19 protein-coding genes and 1 riboswitch are annotated in these 17,614 nt (G+C 55.4%); of the genes, 3 read left to right on the top strand and 16 right to left on the bottom strand.

The genetic code is table 11. The annotated features are described in order from the left end of the window. Positions 1 to 35: 35 nt before the first annotated feature. The 4 genes from lysA to PAE68_RS10640 form a co-directional block, all read right to left on the bottom strand. Entirely contained in the window at positions 36 to 1,367 is a 1,332-nt protein-coding gene (lysA, locus tag PAE68_RS10655; RefSeq protein WP_281886758.1) for a diaminopimelate decarboxylase, read from the bottom strand. Positions 1,368 to 1,490: 123 nt separating this feature from the next. Further along, positions 1,491 to 3,263 (bottom strand): spore germination protein, encoded by a 1,773-nt coding sequence (locus tag PAE68_RS10650; RefSeq protein WP_281886756.1) that lies wholly within the window; start codon positions 3,261 to 3,263, stop codon positions 1,491 to 1,493. Between the two features lie 52 nt (positions 3,264 to 3,315). Continuing rightward, a complete protein-coding gene (locus PAE68_RS10645; protein WP_281886754.1) occupies positions 3,316 to 3,744 on the bottom strand; it encodes a stage V sporulation protein AB in 429 nt (142 codons plus the stop codon). Then, the gene (locus tag PAE68_RS10640) at positions 3,737 to 4,387 is read right to left on the bottom strand and encodes a stage V sporulation protein AA (RefSeq protein ID WP_281886752.1); all 651 of its coding nucleotides are present in this window, start codon (positions 4,385 to 4,387) and stop codon (positions 3,737 to 3,739) included. The genes PAE68_RS10645 and PAE68_RS10640 overlap by 8 nt, the downstream gene beginning before the upstream one ends. Before the next feature lie 175 nt (positions 4,388 to 4,562). Between PAE68_RS10640 and PAE68_RS10635 the strand changes: the two genes are divergently transcribed. Beyond that, entirely contained in the window at positions 4,563 to 4,769 is a 207-nt protein-coding gene (locus tag PAE68_RS10635) for a DUF378 domain-containing protein (RefSeq protein ID WP_281886749.1), read from the top strand. Positions 4,770 to 4,855: 86 nt separating this feature from the next. Here PAE68_RS10635 and sigF read toward each other — a convergent pair whose 3' ends face one another. The 7 genes from sigF to PAE68_RS10600 all read right to left on the bottom strand — a co-directional run bounded on the left by sigF (position 4,856) and on the right by PAE68_RS10600 (position 10,470). Beyond that, positions 4,856 to 5,611, bottom strand: a complete 756-nt coding sequence (gene sigF / locus PAE68_RS10630; protein WP_281886747.1) for an RNA polymerase sporulation sigma factor SigF — start codon at positions 5,609 to 5,611, stop codon at positions 4,856 to 4,858. Positions 5,612 to 5,623: 12 nt separating this feature from the next. After that, positions 5,624 to 6,070: an anti-sigma F factor gene (gene spoIIAB / locus PAE68_RS10625; RefSeq protein WP_281886745.1), complete on the bottom strand. Its 447-nt coding sequence runs from the start codon at positions 6,068 to 6,070 to the stop codon at positions 5,624 to 5,626. Then, positions 6,067 to 6,420, bottom strand: coding sequence for an anti-sigma F factor antagonist (gene spoIIAA, locus PAE68_RS10620; protein ID WP_281886743.1), 354 nt, complete (start codon positions 6,418 to 6,420; stop codon positions 6,067 to 6,069). The genes spoIIAB and spoIIAA overlap by 4 nt, the downstream gene beginning before the upstream one ends. A gap of 243 nt (positions 6,421 to 6,663) precedes the next feature. Next, the gene (locus PAE68_RS10615; RefSeq protein WP_281891015.1) at positions 6,664 to 7,791 is read right to left on the bottom strand and encodes a D-alanyl-D-alanine carboxypeptidase family protein; all 1,128 of its coding nucleotides are present in this window, start codon (positions 7,789 to 7,791) and stop codon (positions 6,664 to 6,666) included. A 207-nt stretch (positions 7,792 to 7,998) separates the two neighbouring features. Beyond that, positions 7,999 to 9,330: a pyrimidine-nucleoside phosphorylase gene (locus tag PAE68_RS10610; protein WP_281891013.1), complete on the bottom strand. Its 1,332-nt coding sequence runs from the start codon at positions 9,328 to 9,330 to the stop codon at positions 7,999 to 8,001. 128 nt (positions 9,331 to 9,458) lie between these two features. Then, the gene (locus tag PAE68_RS10605) at positions 9,459 to 9,836 is read right to left on the bottom strand and encodes a cupredoxin domain-containing protein (RefSeq protein WP_281886741.1); all 378 of its coding nucleotides are present in this window, start codon (positions 9,834 to 9,836) and stop codon (positions 9,459 to 9,461) included. Between the two features lie 229 nt (positions 9,837 to 10,065). Then, positions 10,066 to 10,470 carry a flagellar protein gene (locus PAE68_RS10600; protein ID WP_281886739.1) on the bottom strand — a complete coding sequence of 135 codons (405 nt, stop codon included), beginning with the start codon at positions 10,468 to 10,470 and terminating at the stop codon, positions 10,066 to 10,068. 559 nt (positions 10,471 to 11,029) lie between these two features. Further along, positions 11,030 to 11,124: riboswitch (cyclic di-GMP riboswitch) on the bottom strand. Positions 11,125 to 11,272: 148 nt separating this feature from the next. Between PAE68_RS10600 and PAE68_RS10595 the strand changes: the two genes are divergently transcribed. Then, a complete protein-coding gene (locus PAE68_RS10595) occupies positions 11,273 to 12,373 on the top strand; it encodes a hypothetical protein (protein ID WP_281886737.1) in 1,101 nt (366 codons plus the stop codon). Positions 12,374 to 12,482: 109 nt separating this feature from the next. Then, the gene (locus PAE68_RS10590) at positions 12,483 to 12,935 is read left to right on the top strand and encodes a PCYCGC motif-containing (lipo)protein (protein WP_281891012.1); all 453 of its coding nucleotides are present in this window, start codon (positions 12,483 to 12,485) and stop codon (positions 12,933 to 12,935) included. 183 nt (positions 12,936 to 13,118) lie between these two features. Here the strand turns inward: PAE68_RS10590 and PAE68_RS10585 are convergent, their stop codons facing one another. The 5 genes from PAE68_RS10585 to PAE68_RS10565 form a co-directional block, all read right to left on the bottom strand. Next, positions 13,119 to 13,988, bottom strand: a complete 870-nt coding sequence (locus PAE68_RS10585) for a purine-nucleoside phosphorylase (RefSeq protein WP_397378572.1) — start codon at positions 13,986 to 13,988, stop codon at positions 13,119 to 13,121. A gap of 17 nt (positions 13,989 to 14,005) precedes the next feature. Then, positions 14,006 to 14,842: a purine-nucleoside phosphorylase gene (locus PAE68_RS10580; RefSeq protein ID WP_397378570.1), complete on the bottom strand. Its 837-nt coding sequence runs from the start codon at positions 14,840 to 14,842 to the stop codon at positions 14,006 to 14,008. Between the two features lie 46 nt (positions 14,843 to 14,888). After that, on the bottom strand, positions 14,889 to 16,064 hold the full coding sequence (deoB, locus tag PAE68_RS10575; RefSeq protein ID WP_281886735.1) for a phosphopentomutase: 1,176 nt from the start codon (positions 16,062 to 16,064) through the stop codon (positions 14,889 to 14,891). A 160-nt stretch (positions 16,065 to 16,224) separates the two neighbouring features. After that, a complete protein-coding gene (gene xerD / locus PAE68_RS10570) occupies positions 16,225 to 17,127 on the bottom strand; it encodes a site-specific tyrosine recombinase XerD (protein WP_281886733.1) in 903 nt (300 codons plus the stop codon). A 155-nt stretch (positions 17,128 to 17,282) separates the two neighbouring features. After that, positions 17,283 to 17,525, bottom strand: coding sequence for a DUF4227 family protein (locus tag PAE68_RS10565; RefSeq protein WP_281886731.1), 243 nt, complete (start codon positions 17,523 to 17,525; stop codon positions 17,283 to 17,285). Positions 17,526 to 17,614 lie beyond the last annotated feature (89 nt).

The following is a 17,614-nucleotide window of genomic DNA, read 5'->3' as shown; positions in this document are numbered from 1 at the left end:
TTCTTATGCGGGCCTATCGTCGGCCTGCAGCTTCTCTATCTTGTCTTCGTCACCGGCTTCATCCGCTCAGGCACAACATCGTTCTGAACGAGATGACCATACGTCTCGCGCTCTACGACGACGTCGGCATGACCGTCCTTCACGAACACGACCGCAGGGCGGCGAAGTCGGTTGTAGTTGCTAGCCATCGCGTAATTATACGCCCCTGTGCAGAATACAGCGAGCAGGTCGCCGCTCTGTACCTGCGGCAGCTCGATGTCCCAGATCAGCATATCGCCGCTCTCGCAGCATTTGCCTGCGATCGAGACGAGCTCATCGGCCTGATCCGATGCACGATTCGCCAGCAGCGCCTCGTACTTCGCCTCGTACAGCGCTGGACGCGGATTGTCGGTCATGCCGCCATCGACAGCGACGTACTTGCGCACACCTGGAATATCCTTGTACGTGCCAACCGTGTACAGTGTCGTACCTGCGTCGCCGACGATGCTGCGACCCGGCTCGATCCATATTTCAGGCAGCGGATACGCATGCTGGGTGAACTGCTCACGCACCGTATCTGTGATAGCGCGAACGTATTCGCCCACCGCGAGCGGCGTATCGCCTTCGACGTAGCGAATGCCGAAGCCGCCGCCCAGATTCAGCACGCTGAAGGTGACGCCGAGCTCGTCGCGCATCGCCACCGTGAACGCCGTCATCTTCTCCACCGCGAGCTGGAAGCCGCCGACCTCGAAGATTTGCGAGCCGATATGCGAATGAATGCCGAGCAGCTCGAGATTCGGCGCACTGGATGCTTCCTGCACCGCTTGACGCGCGGAGCCGTTCTCCATATCGAAGCCGAACTTGGAATCGGTCTGTCCGGTCGAAATGTACTCGTGCGTGTGGGCATCTACGCCTGGAGTAAGACGCAGCAGCACCTTCACACGCTGACGCTTCTCTCCCGCGATCGCATTGACCATATGCAGCTCAACGAAGTTATCGACGACGAAGCAGCCAATACCAGCGTCAATCGCCATCTCGATCTCGTACGGGGTCTTATTATTTCCGTGGAAATGAATGCGCTCCGCCGGGAAGCCCGCCTGCAGCGCTGTATACAGCTCGCCGTCCGAGACGACGTCGAGCGACATCCCTTCCTCCTCGACGATGCGGCACATCGCCATGACGCAGAACGCCTTGCTTGCATAGGCGACCTGGAACGGCATCCCCGTCGCGCGGAACGCCTCGACGAACTCGCGGCAGCGCTGACGAATGAGCGCCTCATCCATAATATATAGCGGCGTACCGAACTGGCTCGCCAGCTGCTTCGTATCGCAGCCGCCAATCTCGAGATGGCCGTCCTTGTTAATTGTGCTGGTGCCGTGTAGATGCATCCTTCATGCTCCCTCTTCCCTTTAAACAGACATTACTATTAAAGTAACATAATTATCCGTTCGGAGACAATACAAAACCGGCCCAAGTCGAATCGCTTCGCCGGGCCGGCTCCAATCTACGTACTAAGATTGAGACTGACGGGAGCTGTCCAGCGTCTTCGTCAAGCTCATGCGCTTCTTCATCGACGTGAACGGTCTGCGGATCATAATATCGTATAGCGCCTTCGCATTGAACGGCAGGAACGGCCACATGTAAGGTGTATTGTACGAGCGCTGGAGCGCGAGCAGCAGCACGAGGCCCGTCGAGGCGACCACTAGCCCCGGCACCTTGAACATCGCAGCCGAGACGAGTAGACCAAGGCGCATCAGACGATTCGCCAGACTCAGCTCATAGCTCGGCGTCGCGAACGTACCGATCGCAGCAACGGCCAAGTACAGGATGACCTCGTTGACGAACAGTCCAGTCTTGACCGCAACGTCTCCAATTAATATCGCCGCAACCAAGCCCATGGCGGTAGCTAGCGGCGTCGGCGTATGTACCGCGGCCATCCGCATCAGGTCAATACCGAGCTCCGCGATGAAGAACTGCAGCAGCATCGGCAGCTTCGCCTCCTCAGCCGGTCCGAGGAACTCAAGTCCTGCAGGCTTCAGCTCAGGCGACGTGACGAGCAAGTACCAGAGCGGCAGCAGGAACAGCGAGGCCATAATACCGAGAAACCGTACCCAGCGAAGATACGTGCCGATCGTCGGCGTCTGACGGTATTCCTCGGCATGCTGCACATGATGGAAGAATGTCGTCGGCAGTATCATTACCGAAGGCGACGTATCCACGAACACGATCATATGCCCTTCCAGCAAGTGTGCAGTCACAACGTCCGGGCGCTCGGAATAACGAACCATCGGATACGGATTCCAGCCCTTGCCGACAATCGCCTCCTCCAGCTGCTTCTCCCCGAGCGGCAAGCCGTCGACGTTAACCTGATTGATCTTGTCCTTGACCGATTCCACGAGTCGTTCATCGCATATATCCTCAATGTACGCGAGGCATATATCGGTCTGCGTCCGCTGCCCGGCACGCATCATCTCCAGCTTCAGTCGAGGATCGCGGAGCCGCCTGCGAACGAGCGTCACATTCGTCAGCAGCGTCTCGACGAAGCCATCCCGCGAGCCGCGGACGACGCGCTCAAGGTCCGGCTCCTCGGTCGAACGGGCCGGGAAGCTCTTGGCATCGACGAGTAGCGCTTCCTTCTGCCCCTCGAAGAAGAAGGCGGTGCCTCCCGCTGCAACGTTATCAACCGCCGTCTTCATGCAGTCCGTCTTCTGCACCTGTATATGAGGAATGAGCGCCTTGTCGAATAGCTCGACGATGCTCATCGACGGCTTCTGGTCACGTTCTCCCCCGCCATCGCTCTCGCCCTGCTTATTCCCATCCTCCTTACTTCCGACCTCTACGGCATAGGACAGCCTCGTAATAATGTCGGTCAGCACCTGATCCTTGGCGAAGCCATTGTAATAGAAGATACCGGTCTTCTGACCGCCGAATACCATCTCGCGGAAGACGACATCGAAGCTTTTATTTAAGCCGACCCGCTCCTCCAGTTGTCGCTTCAAGAGCTCGAAGTCTTCCGAGATGTCATCCTTCTTCTTCAATCGGGATTCCTTCTGTGTCAGCTTGACACTGCCCGATTTCCCGCTCTTAACCGCCTTCTTCTCCTTAACTGCAGGAGCTGGAGCGTGTTTAGCTTCTCCCATAATATCGCCCTGCTCGTTCACCTCGAGCTTCGATTGCGGGGCCGAGCTCGACTCCTCCTTGCCTTCATGCTCTTGTGAGCTCACGTCGACCGGACTTCCTTTCATCAGCTTCGCTCGCTTCGCCTTCTTGAATATGTTGTTCATCAGCTGAATCTCCCTTCCATTCCTCTAACGTCCATGGACCGTTCGCGACGCTTCATTGTCCAATTAAGCCGAGCCAATCTATGAATGAGCCGAGCACCTTGCCGAAGATCATCGCCATCAAGAGCCAGATCATATACTTCTCCATCCCGATTCTCTTGGTCAAGATCGGCAGCACATTAATAACCTCCGTCAGCGCAGCTGCCAGCATTCCGACGAAGCAGCCAGCGAGCAGGCCGAACACGGCGGCCGTTACAGGCACTAGCCGCAGCTGCCACTCCAGGAAGCCTGCGAACGTGAAGAACAAGGCGCCTAAGATGACCGCTCCCTCATACCACCTGATGTGCGCATACGAGCGTGTAATTTGCGCCAGCCGCGGGATGACGTCGAGCACGACGAGGAACGCGACCAGACCGCTGCCGACGGCAATGCCTCCCGCCAGACCGACGAAGGCCATCAGCACCGATGCCGCCCACTCACTCATCCTTCAGCGCCCCCTTACTATTCGCGTGATGGAGCTTGCCGTATTCCTCGGTGATGACGTACCGATTGACGCTTTCTTGATACATGAACATTTCGACCTCGAGCGGGCTCGGCTCCTCGTTGAACTTTTTCTTGAACAGGTGGTTGAAGAACACGACCATCCCGATGCCGATCCCAATCGAGTACGGAATTTGCAGCAGCAGCGGATGAACGTTATCCGTACCCGTCAGCAGCCTATATATATCCCGGTGCACCTGGGCCATGCTGACATCTGCATGGAAGTTCATAATCGCAAGTCCCGAGCCGATGAACAGCAACAGCCACACCACAATAATGAGGATGAGACTCGGCGGCTTCATCTTCCCTTTCACTTCGACCAGAACATGAGGCTCACCGAAGTGCTCAAGCGCAAGCATCGGGAACCGCTCCTTCACCTTCTCGACGATGAGAAGCATATCGACCAGCACCAGACTGCCGTCGCGCTCGTGCGGCTTGCACAGAATGAGCTGCTGCAGCTCGTTCTCGTATTCGGGCGGAGCGAGCATTTGGGCAATGTGTCCGAGCCTGACAGGCTTGCCCGGTGAGATCGTAACGGAGCGGCGAAGACGCAAGTACAGACACGGCTTCATGGCTTGCGATTGCATCGCTTACACCTCCCACATGCCATATATGGGTAGTATGAATGGATAGGCCGTCCAATAATCGCAGCCGCACATGGAAAAAGTTGCAGCAACACAAGCCGGTATAGCTTTCAAAAAGCAAGGAAAAATAGTATCGAGAACCCGAATACCACGACTATTAACGAGGATGGTGCAAACAATGAAAACAGCATTAACGCTTGTCATTATCGGAGCACTGAACTGGCTGCTCGTCGGATTGTTCGAGTGGGATTTGGTTACTGCCCTGCTGGGTGGAGAAATTCATCGCGAGTCTTCTGCACTTGCACGAATCGTGTACTCCCTGGTCGGACTGGCCGGTATCGTCAGCATCGGCCTCTTGTTCCGCGACGACGCGAAGGTGCGATAATACAGGGAAAATAAAAAAATTGCAGCACGAAAAAAGCCTGCTCTCCCTCATCCATGAGGGCGCAGGCTCTTTTCGTTGAAGCTCATTTATTGAGCAATTTGATTTTTGATCGATTGCAATATTTTTTTCTCCAGCCTGGATACTTGTACTTGAGATATGCCAAGCCTGCTTGCGACCTCGGACTGTGTCTGATCCCGGAAGTAACGCAAGTATACGATCAGCCGCTCACGCTCGTTGAGCGAACCGATCGCTTCATTCAGCGCTAGACGCTCGAACCACTTATCCTGGCCTTCGTCGGCAATCTGATCCATCAGTGTAATCGGATCGCCATCGTTCTCGAACACCGTCTCGTGAATGGATGACAGCGGCTTGCTCGCTTCTTGGGCGAACACGACGTCCTCCGGGGCGATACCTAGCTCCTCCGCCACCTCGCTGATCGTCGGGAGTCGCCCGTGGCGCTTCGACAGCTCGTCCTTCGTCTTGCGAATCTTGTTCGCGAGCTCCTTGAGCGAGCGGCTCACCTTGAGCGTGCCGTCATCGCGCAGAAACCGCTGGATTTCCCCAATAATCATCGGTACAGCGTATGTGGAGAACTTGACATCGTAGGAGAGGTCGAACTTGTCAACGGACTTCAGCAGCCCAATGCAGCCGATCTGGAACAAATCCTCCGCCTCATAGCCGCGGTTCAGAAATCGCTGCACGACGGACCAGACAAGCCGAATGTTGCAATTGACAAGCGTATCTCGCGCGAGCGCATCGCCGGATTGGCTCAACGCAATCAATCGCTTGACCTCGGTGTCATCCAAATACGTATGGGTTGCGTGCTTTAAATCTGCATCCATATTCATCGACCCCTAATTGAATAAAGCTTTTTTCGACTCAATTCGCTTCTTCATGCGGATCGATGTTCCGGCGCCAGGCTCGCTTGTAACTTCCACTTCGTCCATGAAATTTTCCATTATCGTGAAGCCCATTCCCGAGCGCTCAAGCTCCGGCTTGGACGTATATAGCGGCTGCTTCGCCAGCTCCAGATCCTCAATGCCCGCTCCATGATCCTGCACAGCGATGAAGACGGTATCCCCCTCAATCTCGGCTGTAATCGTGACGACGCCGTTCGGATCGTTATCGTAGCCGTGAATGATCGAGTTGGTGACGGCCTCGGAGACGACGGTCTTAATATCAGTCAGCTCATCAAGTGTCGGATCGAGCTGAGAGACGAAGGCGGCGACCGTAACACGCGCGAACGACTCGTTCTCCGAGCGGCTTGCGAACTGCAGCTTCATGTGATTTCGATCACTCATGATACGACCTCCAAACTTTGGATCGCTTCGCTCTCGCTTGCTTGAATGGACAATATTTTGAACAGACCCGACATCTCGAACAAGCGGTACACCGACGGATTCACGTCGCAGACGACCATCTTGCCGCCACGTCCGGTAATTTGCTTATATCGGCCCAGGATGACGCCAAGACCTGAGCTGTCCATAAACGTCAAGTCGCGCAGACTCAATACGATGTGAGTGCTATGGCCGCGAACAATCGCATCCTCCATCTGGGCCTTGACAGATTCCGCGGTATGGTGGTCCAGCTCCCCATGCAGACGGACAATCAGCGTGCTTCGATAATGCTCCAGCTCGATACGTAAGCTCACGATGTTCAACTCCTTCCGGTTCATGACCACTCAATTCTACGCCGAGGAAACCTTTTCCTTCCCCCCGACAAAACTAGAAGAAAAGCGCCACAACTAGCATTAAAGCGACATCATCCGAAGGCTGCGGCAGCCGCGAAAGGGTTATGTCAGTAATCATAATCCGCCTATAACAAAAATCCCCGCACGACGGTCGTGATGCCATCTGCGGGGTTCTAGGTGTATGTCGGTTATGTTAACGTCTTGTTAATCAAAGAAGAACAGTCGCTTCGCCGTCCGCTTCGTCAGCGTCCATAGACCAGCCTTGTTCACATCAACCGGCGCCTCGAGCGGGAACTCCTTGAGCACCTGGTCGCCCTTGAACACGACAATCTTGCCGATCGGCTGACCTGCAGCGACAGGCGCCTGTACGTTCGGGTCGAGCTGCACCTCATGGCGAATGCCCTCGGCTGCGTCGCCCTTCTTCATCAGGAGCGAGTACGAATGCTTCGCTGTCAGCGGCACCGTCTGCTGCTCGCCCTTATGGATCTTCAGCTCGCCGAGCGAGTCTCCGCTCTTGTAGATCGGCAGGTTCGTGTATTGCGAGAACGCATAGTCGAACAGCTTCGACACCTCGGCGTTGCGCGTCTTCGTGTCCGGCTCGCCCATGACGACGGCGACGATGCGCAGGTTATCCCGCTTCGCTGTCGCAGACAGGCAGAACTTCGCCTCGCTCGTATAGCCAGTCTTCAGACCGTCCGCACCGGAGTAGAATCGAACGAGCTTGTTCGTATTAACGAGCCAGAACGGCTTCGACGTCTCCTTGCGTAAGTAATCTTGGTATTGCCCGGTGAACTGAGTGATGCCCTCATGCTTCAAGAGCTCCTGCGACATGAGCGCAATGTCATACGCCGAGGAGTAGTGATTGTCCGCTGGCAAGCCGTTCGGATTCACGAAGTGAGTGTTATTCATCCCGAGCTCCTTCGCCTTGTCGTTCATCATGCGGACGAACGATTCCTCCGAGCCGCCGAGCTTCTCGGCCATCGCCACAGACGCATCGTTGCCCGACGCCATCGCGATACCCTTCAGCATGTCCGACACCTTCATCTCCTCGCCCGGCTCGAGAAAAATTTGCGAGCCGCCCATCGAGGCCGCATATTCGCTCGTCCGCACCATTTCATCCATCTTCAGCTTACCTTTGTCGAGCGCCTCCATCGTTAGCAGCATCGTCATAATTTTCGTTATGCTCGCAGGTGGCAGCTTCGCATCTTTATTTTTCTCGAAGATGATCGTGCCTGTGTCGACATCCATGACGACCGCCGAGGTCGCATTGGGCGCCAGGTCTAGCGGCTTCTCTTCTTCAGCCGCCCACCCTGTCGGCAATGCCAGCAGCATCAATAATACGGTGCTGAGCGTAAGCTTCAGCAGCTTGCTCCATCGTTTGCCTAACATTCCATTCACCTGTCTCTTCCCCTCCTGAAACGTATACGTGTTGAAGTGCTGGTAATCATTGTTGACGTAATGGCTGGGAAATATTCTTGTCGGAACGAAAAAAGCCCGAGCGCTCATCATGAGCGTCTCGGACTTCATATTCGCTACAGTTCACAGATAGGTCACGCCGTCCTTCGTCACGATCGCGTGCAGCAGCTTCGCCGGCTCTGTGCGAGCCGCGGAGAAGGTGAAGGCGTCGATCGTGCGCTGGATGAGCCGCTCGGTCTCGGCAGTCTCGCCGCGATTCATGTACAGCTCCGCCAGCGGCTCTCCTTGTGCGACGCGGTCGCCGATCCGCTTGAACAGCTTCAGTCCGACCGCCAGATCAATGCGGTCCTCCTTCGTCGCTCGGCCTGCACCGAGCAGCATCGCCGTTACGCCTAGCGACTCGGCGTCGATCGCTTGCACGTAGCCGTCTTCGGGAGCGGGTACCGTCACACGGTACGCGGCCTGCGGCAGCAGCTCGGCTCGATCTACGACAGCCGCATCGCCGCCCTGCGCCGCGATGAAGCGGCGGAAGCTGGCTAGCGCCTCCCCGCTCTCCCAGACGCCCTGGACGAGCGCCTTCGCTTCCTCAATCGACTGGGCGCGTTCACCGAGCAGCACCATGTGCGCGGCCAGCTCGAGACAGACGGCTGCGAGCTCAGCAGGACCGTCGCCGCGCAGCGTCTCGATCGCCTCCTGCACCTCGAGCGCATTGCCGATCGACGGACTGAGCGGCTCCTCCATACTGGTAATGAGCGCAACCGTCTCGCGTCCGACCTCTGTACCGATAGCGACCATCGCCTCGGCGAGCCGCACTGAATCGTCAAGCGACTTCATGAATGCACCAGAGCCTGTCTTCACATCGAGCACGATCCGATCTGCACCAGAGGCCAGCTTCTTGCTCATAATGGAGCTTGCAATAAGCGGAATCGACTCGACTGTCGCCGTCACGTCGCGCAGGCCGTACAGCTTCTTATCGGCAGGCGTCATGTTGCCCGACTGTCCGACGACCGCAAGTCCGATCTCCCGTACTTGACGGAGGAAATCTTCCTTCGACCGCTCCACGCCGAAGCCGGGAATCGACTCCAGCTTGTCGATCGTGCCGCCTGTATGGCCAAGACCGCGACCTGACATCTTCGCTACCGGCACACCTGCGGCCGCAACAAGCGGTGCGACGATTAATGTCGTCGTATCACCCACCCCGCCCGTGCTATGCTTGTCGACCTTAATGCCCGGTATCGAGCTTAAGTCCACTTGGTCGCCAGAGGCTGCCATCGCGAGCGTCAGCTCTGCCGTTTCTCTTGCCGTCATTCCGCGGAAATAGACGGCCATCGCCCACGCCGACATCTGGTAATCGGGAATAGCTCCAGATGTGTAGCCTTCGATGAGATGTCGAAGCTCCTCGCGTGACAGCTCTCCACCGTTTCGTTTTTTCAGGATAAGGTCGACCGTACGCATTGGCATAAGCTGTCCGTCCCTTCTGTTCACGTTATGTCTTGTATTATAGGCCGAGCTGGGCCAAAAGAAAAGGAAGCCGGCGCATAAGCACGGCTTCCTTCCCTGTATACATGGTATAGCGATCGCAATTATTGCACGATCAGCTTCGCTTTCATATCTGCGTGACCCGTACCGCATGGCAACGAGCAATAAATCTCATATTCACCCGGCTTATCGAACGTGTACTCCATCGACTTGTTGTTGTTGTCGAGCTTCACGTTCGTGTCCTTGATCTCAACGGCGTGCAGACCTTCCTTGTTGATCAAGGAAACAGTCACCTTCTCGCCAGCCTTAATCGTGTACTCCGCCTGATCGAACTTGAAGTTCGACGCTGCAAGCTTCAACGACGGTCCAGCAGCCGCTTCATGCGCCATTTCTGCTTGACGCACCGAGATGTCTTGGAACAGAACGCCGACTCCGAGGACACAAGCTACGATGAATAGTGAGAACATCAACCACTTTTGCATATACGTATTCCCCCCTTACATTTAACCGTTAGAGACATATAGCCTTATTGTACATAATCTGATGAAGGTTACACATGCCTTTTTCACCGCTTCCGGTGAACGATTTGTGACAAAATCGGCCTTGTGCCATCTTACCATAGTCAGCTACTATTAACCAAATGTCGCTCCGACCTTGTCAAGTAGTGGCTGATCGGACTACCCCATTCCAATATCAGCATGCGCCTCTAGGTCAGCGGCGAGTGCCTTCTCTAACATGGAAGCCACTTCCACGTTCTCTGTCCTTCGCTTCCCGCTCCTTCAACTCCCGAATATCAGAGTCTAGTCTGCTCTTGCAGCAAGCGCACAGTTTATGCTGACGAATCGGGCTACCGCACGATTCACATGGAAACGTTAACCCGGCGAAGTAGGACACGGGCAGCTTATTCTCCTTAATGAGGCCGTGAATAACAGCTGCAGGCACGTTGACCGCTTCACTAACCTCCTCGGTTGAGGCTGTTCGGTGTCGCAGCAAGTAGGCGTGACACTGCTCGTATTGATTATCGCAGGCTTGCTGACAAGGCTGACACAGGTTTCGCATATTTTTCTGAAAAACCTTACCGCACTTCGGACAATTGGCAACCTTCAGCATCGACATCACCGATCCACCCCTCTAATATAGTTCCATATTCCCAATTATAGCACGAATGACCTATAGTAAATAGTAGCATATGTCGATACAGCGCTGAGCTTCTGCTTATGTATGAACGAGGTCTCCGTTCGCGAATACTACGTAAGCTTACATAATCACGCGCGAGCATCCGTCTCGCCCTGCGGAGGTGAATGACGATGTCCGACAAGCAGCAAGGTCACGGCAACCAGAACACGACGACGCGCACGAGCGACAAGAGCTCGAAGAAATCGAAGTAAGCCGAATGCTCCCAGCTATGCGGCTTTGAACGAAAAAACGGATGCACGTTCGCGGGTAAGCCGCATCGTCATCCGTTTTTCCATATATACCTCAGCATCATAGCGACAGCCGTCCCCGGCTCACTCCCCCTCTCCATCTCCCAAAGCGATGAATTATCCGATGATTGCACGTACAACGAGGAAGGGCAGCAGTGCGATTGCAACAAGACCAATTCCCATACCTTTGAAAACATCCTTAGCAACCAATACCATAACCATTCGCCTGCCTTTCGATTATGTAGAGTAGAATCGGTAGCTTGGCGGCCGTTGCCTTGATAACAACCGAGACTTTAGGCCCATAGCTTTGCGCCGCTGACTTTCATCAGGTTTGCCTTTAAGCAGTAAGTCGTAGGACTTATGTCTTTATATTAGGAATATTCTGACGATTTGTCAACAGTTATTTGTCCATTTTGTGACGACAGACTTATCTACTGCTGTTTTCTCCTAATGTTTGGTACAATGGAACCAATTCATGAGAGGAGATCCATTTGATGAGAGGAAGCATCTGGCTTGGTACCGCGATTATTACGTTCTTACTTGCGATCATCGTTACTTTGTCATACCTGTTGGTTCAGAAATACGAAAGCCGTAAATTAGACTTCCACGGAAGATCAACGACTAACTCTACTACGGTTATGCCTGCTCGTACAGGATCTGAAGCGACCGGCATCACCCCCTTGACGAAGGAGCAGCAGGCTCGGCTTATTGATGAATTTATGAAGAAGATGACTATTACGATTAAACCATACACGGAAATGATTACGGAGTATAACGCTAATGAGCAAAGTAATCCGCAGCAAGAAAATAATGCTACTATTTCTATGTTCGCCTCTATGGCTTTCCAGGAATTAGTTCAGGACTTGTTACATATCCCGTTCCCCGAAGGACTAGAGCCTGAGCATGCGACTATGCTGGAGAAAGTGAGAGACTATGTCGTACAAGGCTATCATTATTTTTCTGATGCGATGGAGTACTTCGACCAATATACCAATACCGGGAAGGAGGAGTGGAAGGTACGCTATCATGAGGCTATAGAACTTGCACAGGATTCTATGACAAAGTCCGTAAGCCAATTGAACGAGCTCTACGATCGTCTCCGAACGGATCATACTCGAACAGATCGGAACACCGAACATCAGCCCAAGCCGCTACCTGTTGCCGAGCGGCCTCCGCTCTCTCGCGAGACGCTGGAGCAAGGCTACTTCGCCCATATGGAGTTCGGGCTCGGTTCAGACTTTAATGAGGTGAAGGCCAAGTGGGGCGAGGTGCCGAGGGATCAAGAACGTGAAGGAGGCGTCGGATACTTTTATTCACAATGCAGCTGCGCGATATTCACCATGAAGGAGAATAAGAATCGGATTTCCTCGATAGAACTGAAACCAGATCATCTCACTCTCCAACATGTGGTGGATGCGCTGGGCAAGCCGACTAGTGAGGGCTGGGATGAGATGGAAGGCTCATATTTATTATTTTACAGTCTGAGTGGTCGGAAGGAGATCTATGTCCGTACCGAGCTGACCACGAGCGACTTCGAAGCTCCTGCGCCCTCCCCACAATCGCAAATCGCAACCGTATCGTTGATCCAGAAATAAAAGCTGGAACGTGCAGCGCGCAGCCCGTCTATGCTATAGTAATACAATCATGTACAACTGAGGTGATCATGTGAAGCTGAAGCTTCCCTTCCACATAGCGGTCATCAGCTTGTCCTTGGCGGCTGTCGTTGGCTGCAGCTCCACGGGTTCAAGCGGCAATCACGCGGGACATATGGAACATAAAAACGGTGATCTGCAGGAGAAAACAGCGTCTGTGACGACGTTGCCGACGTTCCTCGACGGTCAGTCCGAGCACATCCGACTTGTATATCAAGCGGCAGGTCAGAGCACGGAGCTGCTCGGCTGGATTCCTTGCTATTGCGGCTGTGGTGACAGTGCGGGACATCAGAGCAACGCCAATTGCTTCGTGCGCGAGATCGAGCAGGATGGCTCCGTCGTCTGGGACGACCACGGCACCCGCTGCGGCGTATGTCTGACAATCGCAGTAGAGGCGATCAAGCTGAAGCAGGACGGTCACACGGAACGCGAGATTCGCGCCCAGATCGATCAGAAGTACAAGCAAGGCTTCGCGAAGCCGACGCCTACACCGATGCCGAGCTAATGAGCAGCGATGGCAAGCAGCTCCCATGTAGCTACAGCTGCCGCTGAAGCTTGTCTCACAGCGATTAGCTCTCACAAAGGAACATGCAGAAGCCGAGTACATCGCGTACTCGGCTTCTCTGCATCATCCAGCAACGATCCTGCGCAAGTCTGTGCAAGCTCTACAGCGTCATACCACTACAGCCTACAGCTCTACCTCACGCACGAACCGCTTCACGAGCTCGATGAACACCGGCTTCGTCCGATTCGCGACCGCCACGACCTGCTCATGCGTGAGCGGCTCCAGCTCCTCGCCTACCGCCATGTCGGTGATACACGAGATACCGAGCACCTTCATCTGTGCATGGCTCGCTGCGATCACCTCGCCCACAGTGGACATCCCGATCGCGTCGCCGCCCAGACGAGCGAGCATCGTCAGCTCCGCAGGTGGCAAGTAGTTCGGGCCCGTAATGCCCGCATACACGCCCTCCTGCAGTCTTACAGGCTCGCCGCGCTCTGCACTCATCGCCTCGCCGATCCGCTTCGCCAGCGCACGGTACGTGCGGCTGTACGCCTCAGACATGTCCGGGAAGCGGACGCCGAGCTCCGGATCGTTCGGTCCGATGAGCGGATTGTCGCCGGTCATATTCAGATGATCGGTAATCAGCATCAGATCACCGGCGGCGAAGCTGCGATTCATCCCGCCCGCTGCATTCGTAATCACAAGTGAACGGACGCCGAGCTGCTTCATCACGTAGATCGGGAACACAACCTTACGCATCGAATACCCCTCGTAATAATGGAAGCGGCCCTGCATCACGATGACGGTCTTGCCCTCGAGCTGACCGATGACGAATTGACCCGCATGTCCTTCTACCGTAGACACGGGGAAATGCGGAACGCGATCATACGCAATGACCTGTGGATTCTCAACCTGATGGGCCAGATCGCCAAGTCCCGAGCCGAGCACAAGCCCAAGCTCCGGTGACGTATCTCCCAGCTGCTGCTGTATCCATGCGGCGGCCTCGCGAATTTGTTGTATATAAGATGAATTGCTGTCCATCTGCACCTGCATCTGTATCGCTCCCTCCGCTACATCCGTGGAATAATGCCCAATATGAGCTTCAAGAACGTTTGCTTCACACGCTCTGTCGTCTCGATGACCTCTTCATGCGACAGAGGCTGATCGAGAATGCCTGCAGCCATATTGCTGATGCAGGAGAAGCCGAGCACCTCGATGCCTGCGTGACGGGCAAGCAGCACCTCGGAGACGGTGGACATCCCGACCGCATCGCCGCCGAGCGTACGGATCATACGAATCTCCGCTGGCGTCTCATAGGACGGTCCGAGGAGACCGAAGTAGACGCCCTCGCGCAGCTGCAGCCCCTGCTCCTCGGCTACGCTCTTCGCGACCTCGCGCAGTCTGCGGCTGTACGCCTCCGACATGTCCGGGAAGCGGACGCCCAGCTCGTTCACATTCGGCCCGATGAGCGGGTTGCGGAACGTGAAGTTAATATGATCGCGGATGACCATCAGATCGCCCGGCTCGTACTCCATGTTAACGCCGCCTGCTGCGTTCGTCACGAGCAGCTTCTCGACGCCGAGCTCCTTCATCACACGAACTGGGAACGACACCGTCTCCACGCCATACCCTTCATACTGATGGAATCTTCCCTTCATCAATAGCACCCGACGCCCGCCTACTGTACCAAGCAGCAGCTCGCCTGCATGTCCTTCCACCGTGGACACGGGGAAATGCGGAATGTTCTCGTAAGGAATCGTTACCACATCCTCCACAAGCTCAGCAATCACGCCGAGACCCGAGCCGAGAATAAGGCCGATCTCCGGCTGCTCCGAATAGTGGGATCGGATGTAATCCGCTGCTTCCTTCATCTGCTGCAGCACGGCAGCTTGGTTCTGTTGCTCCACTTGACCGACAACTCCTCTATGTACGTAATCGTAATGCGTTACCTGTTCATACCAGCTTGCTTAAGAAGCTAACACCGTTCCCTGTTGAGGCTACGCCAAAATTGTCCGAGATCGTCGCAGCCACGTCAGCGAACGTCTCTCTAACACCGAGTGAGTCCTGCTGCTGCAGCGATGGGCTGTATACGAGCAGCGGCACGTATTCCCGAGTATGGTCCGTTCCGTGATGGGTCGGGTCGTTACCGTGATCGGCCGTCAAGATGAGCAGATCGTCCTCGCCGACATGCTCCATGATGCGCGGCAGCCACTCGTCGAACTCCATCAGCGCACCAGCATACCCTTGCGGGTCTCTGCGGTGACCGAACAGCGAGTCGAAGTCGACGAGGTTCGTGAACAGCAGCCCCTCGAACGGCTCCTTCAGCATGGCGATCGTCTGCTCGATGCCATCCAGATTGCTCTTCGTTGGAAGCGAGCGTGTCACCCCTTCACCGTCGAAAATGTCGCTGATCTTACCTACGGCGATCACGTCCTTGCCTGCTTCCTTCAGCCTATCCAGCACAGTAGGCGCCGGAGGCTTCACCGCATAGTCATGCCGGTTCGGTGTACGCTTGAACGTACCCGGCGTCCCTACATAAGGACGGGCGATGACGCGCCCGACGGTGTAAGGGTCCTCCAGCGTCAGCCGCCGTGCAAGCTCACACGCGCGATACAGCTCCTCGAGCGGAATGATCTCCTCATGTGCCGCGAGCTGGAACACGCTGTCCGCAGACGTGTAGACGATCCACGCGCCAGTCTTCATCTGTTCCTCGCCCAGCTCGTCCAGTATTTCTGTACCGGACGCGGGCTTGTTGCCGAGCACCTTGCGTCCGGTTTCACGCTCGAATTGCTCGATGAGCTCAGCCGGGAAGCCGTCGGGGAACACATTGAACGGCGTCTCCACCTTAAGCCCTGCAATCTCCCAATGCCCGGTCATCGTATCCTTGCCGACCGAGACCTCTGCCATCTTGCCGAAGTAGCCGAGCGGCTGCTCGACAGCCTGCACGCCCTCGATCGGAGCGATCCGTCCGAGCCCGAGTCGCTCGAGCTGCGGCAGCCGCATCGTCGGCACCCGCTCGGCGATATGACCGAGCGTATGCGCACCTGCGTCCCCGAAGCTCGGGGCATCTGGAAGCTCTCCGATGCCGACGCTGTCGAGCACGATTACACTTATCCGCTTGTATCGCATGGGCTGCACCTCCCTGTGTCACATAGTCTCTGTAGCCTACCGCTATTATCGCAAAACAGGCGAATGTTTACAAATGAAGACGACGAGCCCCGCCCAGCTCAAAAAGCCCGCCAGCGCTGCCAAACGCGGACGGACTGTTTCCAAAACGGTATGAACCGGATCAGTTCGACTTCAGATGAGCTCTCGGGTGTGCGCTGTCATATACATCCTTCAGCTTACCACGCGACATCTGCACATAAATTTGTGTAGACGAAATATCGGCATGGCCGAGCATCTCCTGCACCGAGCGCAAATCTGCGCCGTTCTCAATCAAGTGAGCTGCGAACGAATGACGAAGCGTGTGAGGCGTAATCTCCTTCTGCACACCCGCTTCCTTCGCGTAACGCTTCACAATTTTCCAAAAGCCTTGGCGTGTCATTCTCGTCCCGAGATGGCTGATGAACAGACCGTCCTCCTGCTTCGTCTCCTTGAGCAGTCTTGGGCGCATCGTATCGATGTATTGCTGCACGTAGCTGGAAGCGATCTGGCCGAGCGGCACGATCCGCTCCTTCTCCCGGCCGATGCAGCGAATGAACCCGAGCGACGGGTTAACGCTGTCTACATTGAGCGAGATCAGCTCCGACACCCGAATACCGGTCGCGTACAGCACCTCGAGCATCGCCTTATCGCGGAGCCCTCCCGGCGTATTCATGTGCGGCGCCTCCAGCAGCATGCCGACCTCCTCAACGGTCAGCACGTGCGGCACCCGCTTCTCCAGCTTCGGCGTCTCCAGCTGCAGCGACGGGTCGTGATCAATGTATCGCTCCCTCGCCATGTACTGATAGAACGCACGGATCGAGATCATGCTTCGCGTTAGCGTTGCATTCGCCCGTCCGAGCTGCTTCAATCTGAGCATGTAGCTCGCTATATTCGCTCTGCCCGTGTCCGCAATTGCCCCTACGCCCATCTCCTCCAGATAGCTGATATACTTCGCGATATCTCTCTCGTAGGAGTCAAGTGTGTTGGGGGCGAGCCTGCGGTCATCGGTCAAGTAATGGATGAATGATTGCAATTGCTCTCTCATGTGGAATAACCCCTTTGTTCGTCGAGCCGAACCGTTCTAGCCTATGTTATTCCACAGAGTGAAGCCGTTTTCCTGCCTTGACGGTGAAAGATCATGCGAACAAATTTTTGCATGCCCAACATGTCCAGCATGATCAAGCTTCCGTTAGCCTTCCTTTATTCCCCGATCCAATAAAAGAGCTTAAGTCGCTCCCCCATCGCCTGCGATTGCCCGGCAACCGCCGTCTCGTTCTGAAACACCTTAACCGCTCGCCCCTCAGGCTCCTTGTACTTGGACATCGGGTTCAAGAACGGCGTCACAAAGAGCAGCAGCTGATACAGTGCGAATGTAAATACGATGAACAAGACCGCAAACCGCGCCCGCTGAAGCCAGCGTCCAATCCGAATATGAAAAATCATAGCCATCCTCCTTCGTGCAGCCTCCTCCCTCGTTATGGGAGAGGCTGCTCTTAAGAGTAGACTATGATGCAGATGGTGCAAATATGTTG

This window comes from Paenibacillus sp. YYML68 (genome assembly GCF_027923405.1).
Lineage (GTDB): Bacteria > Bacillota > Bacilli > Paenibacillales > NBRC-103111 > Paenibacillus_G.
This window is presented reverse-complemented; position numbering and strand designations above follow the sequence as displayed.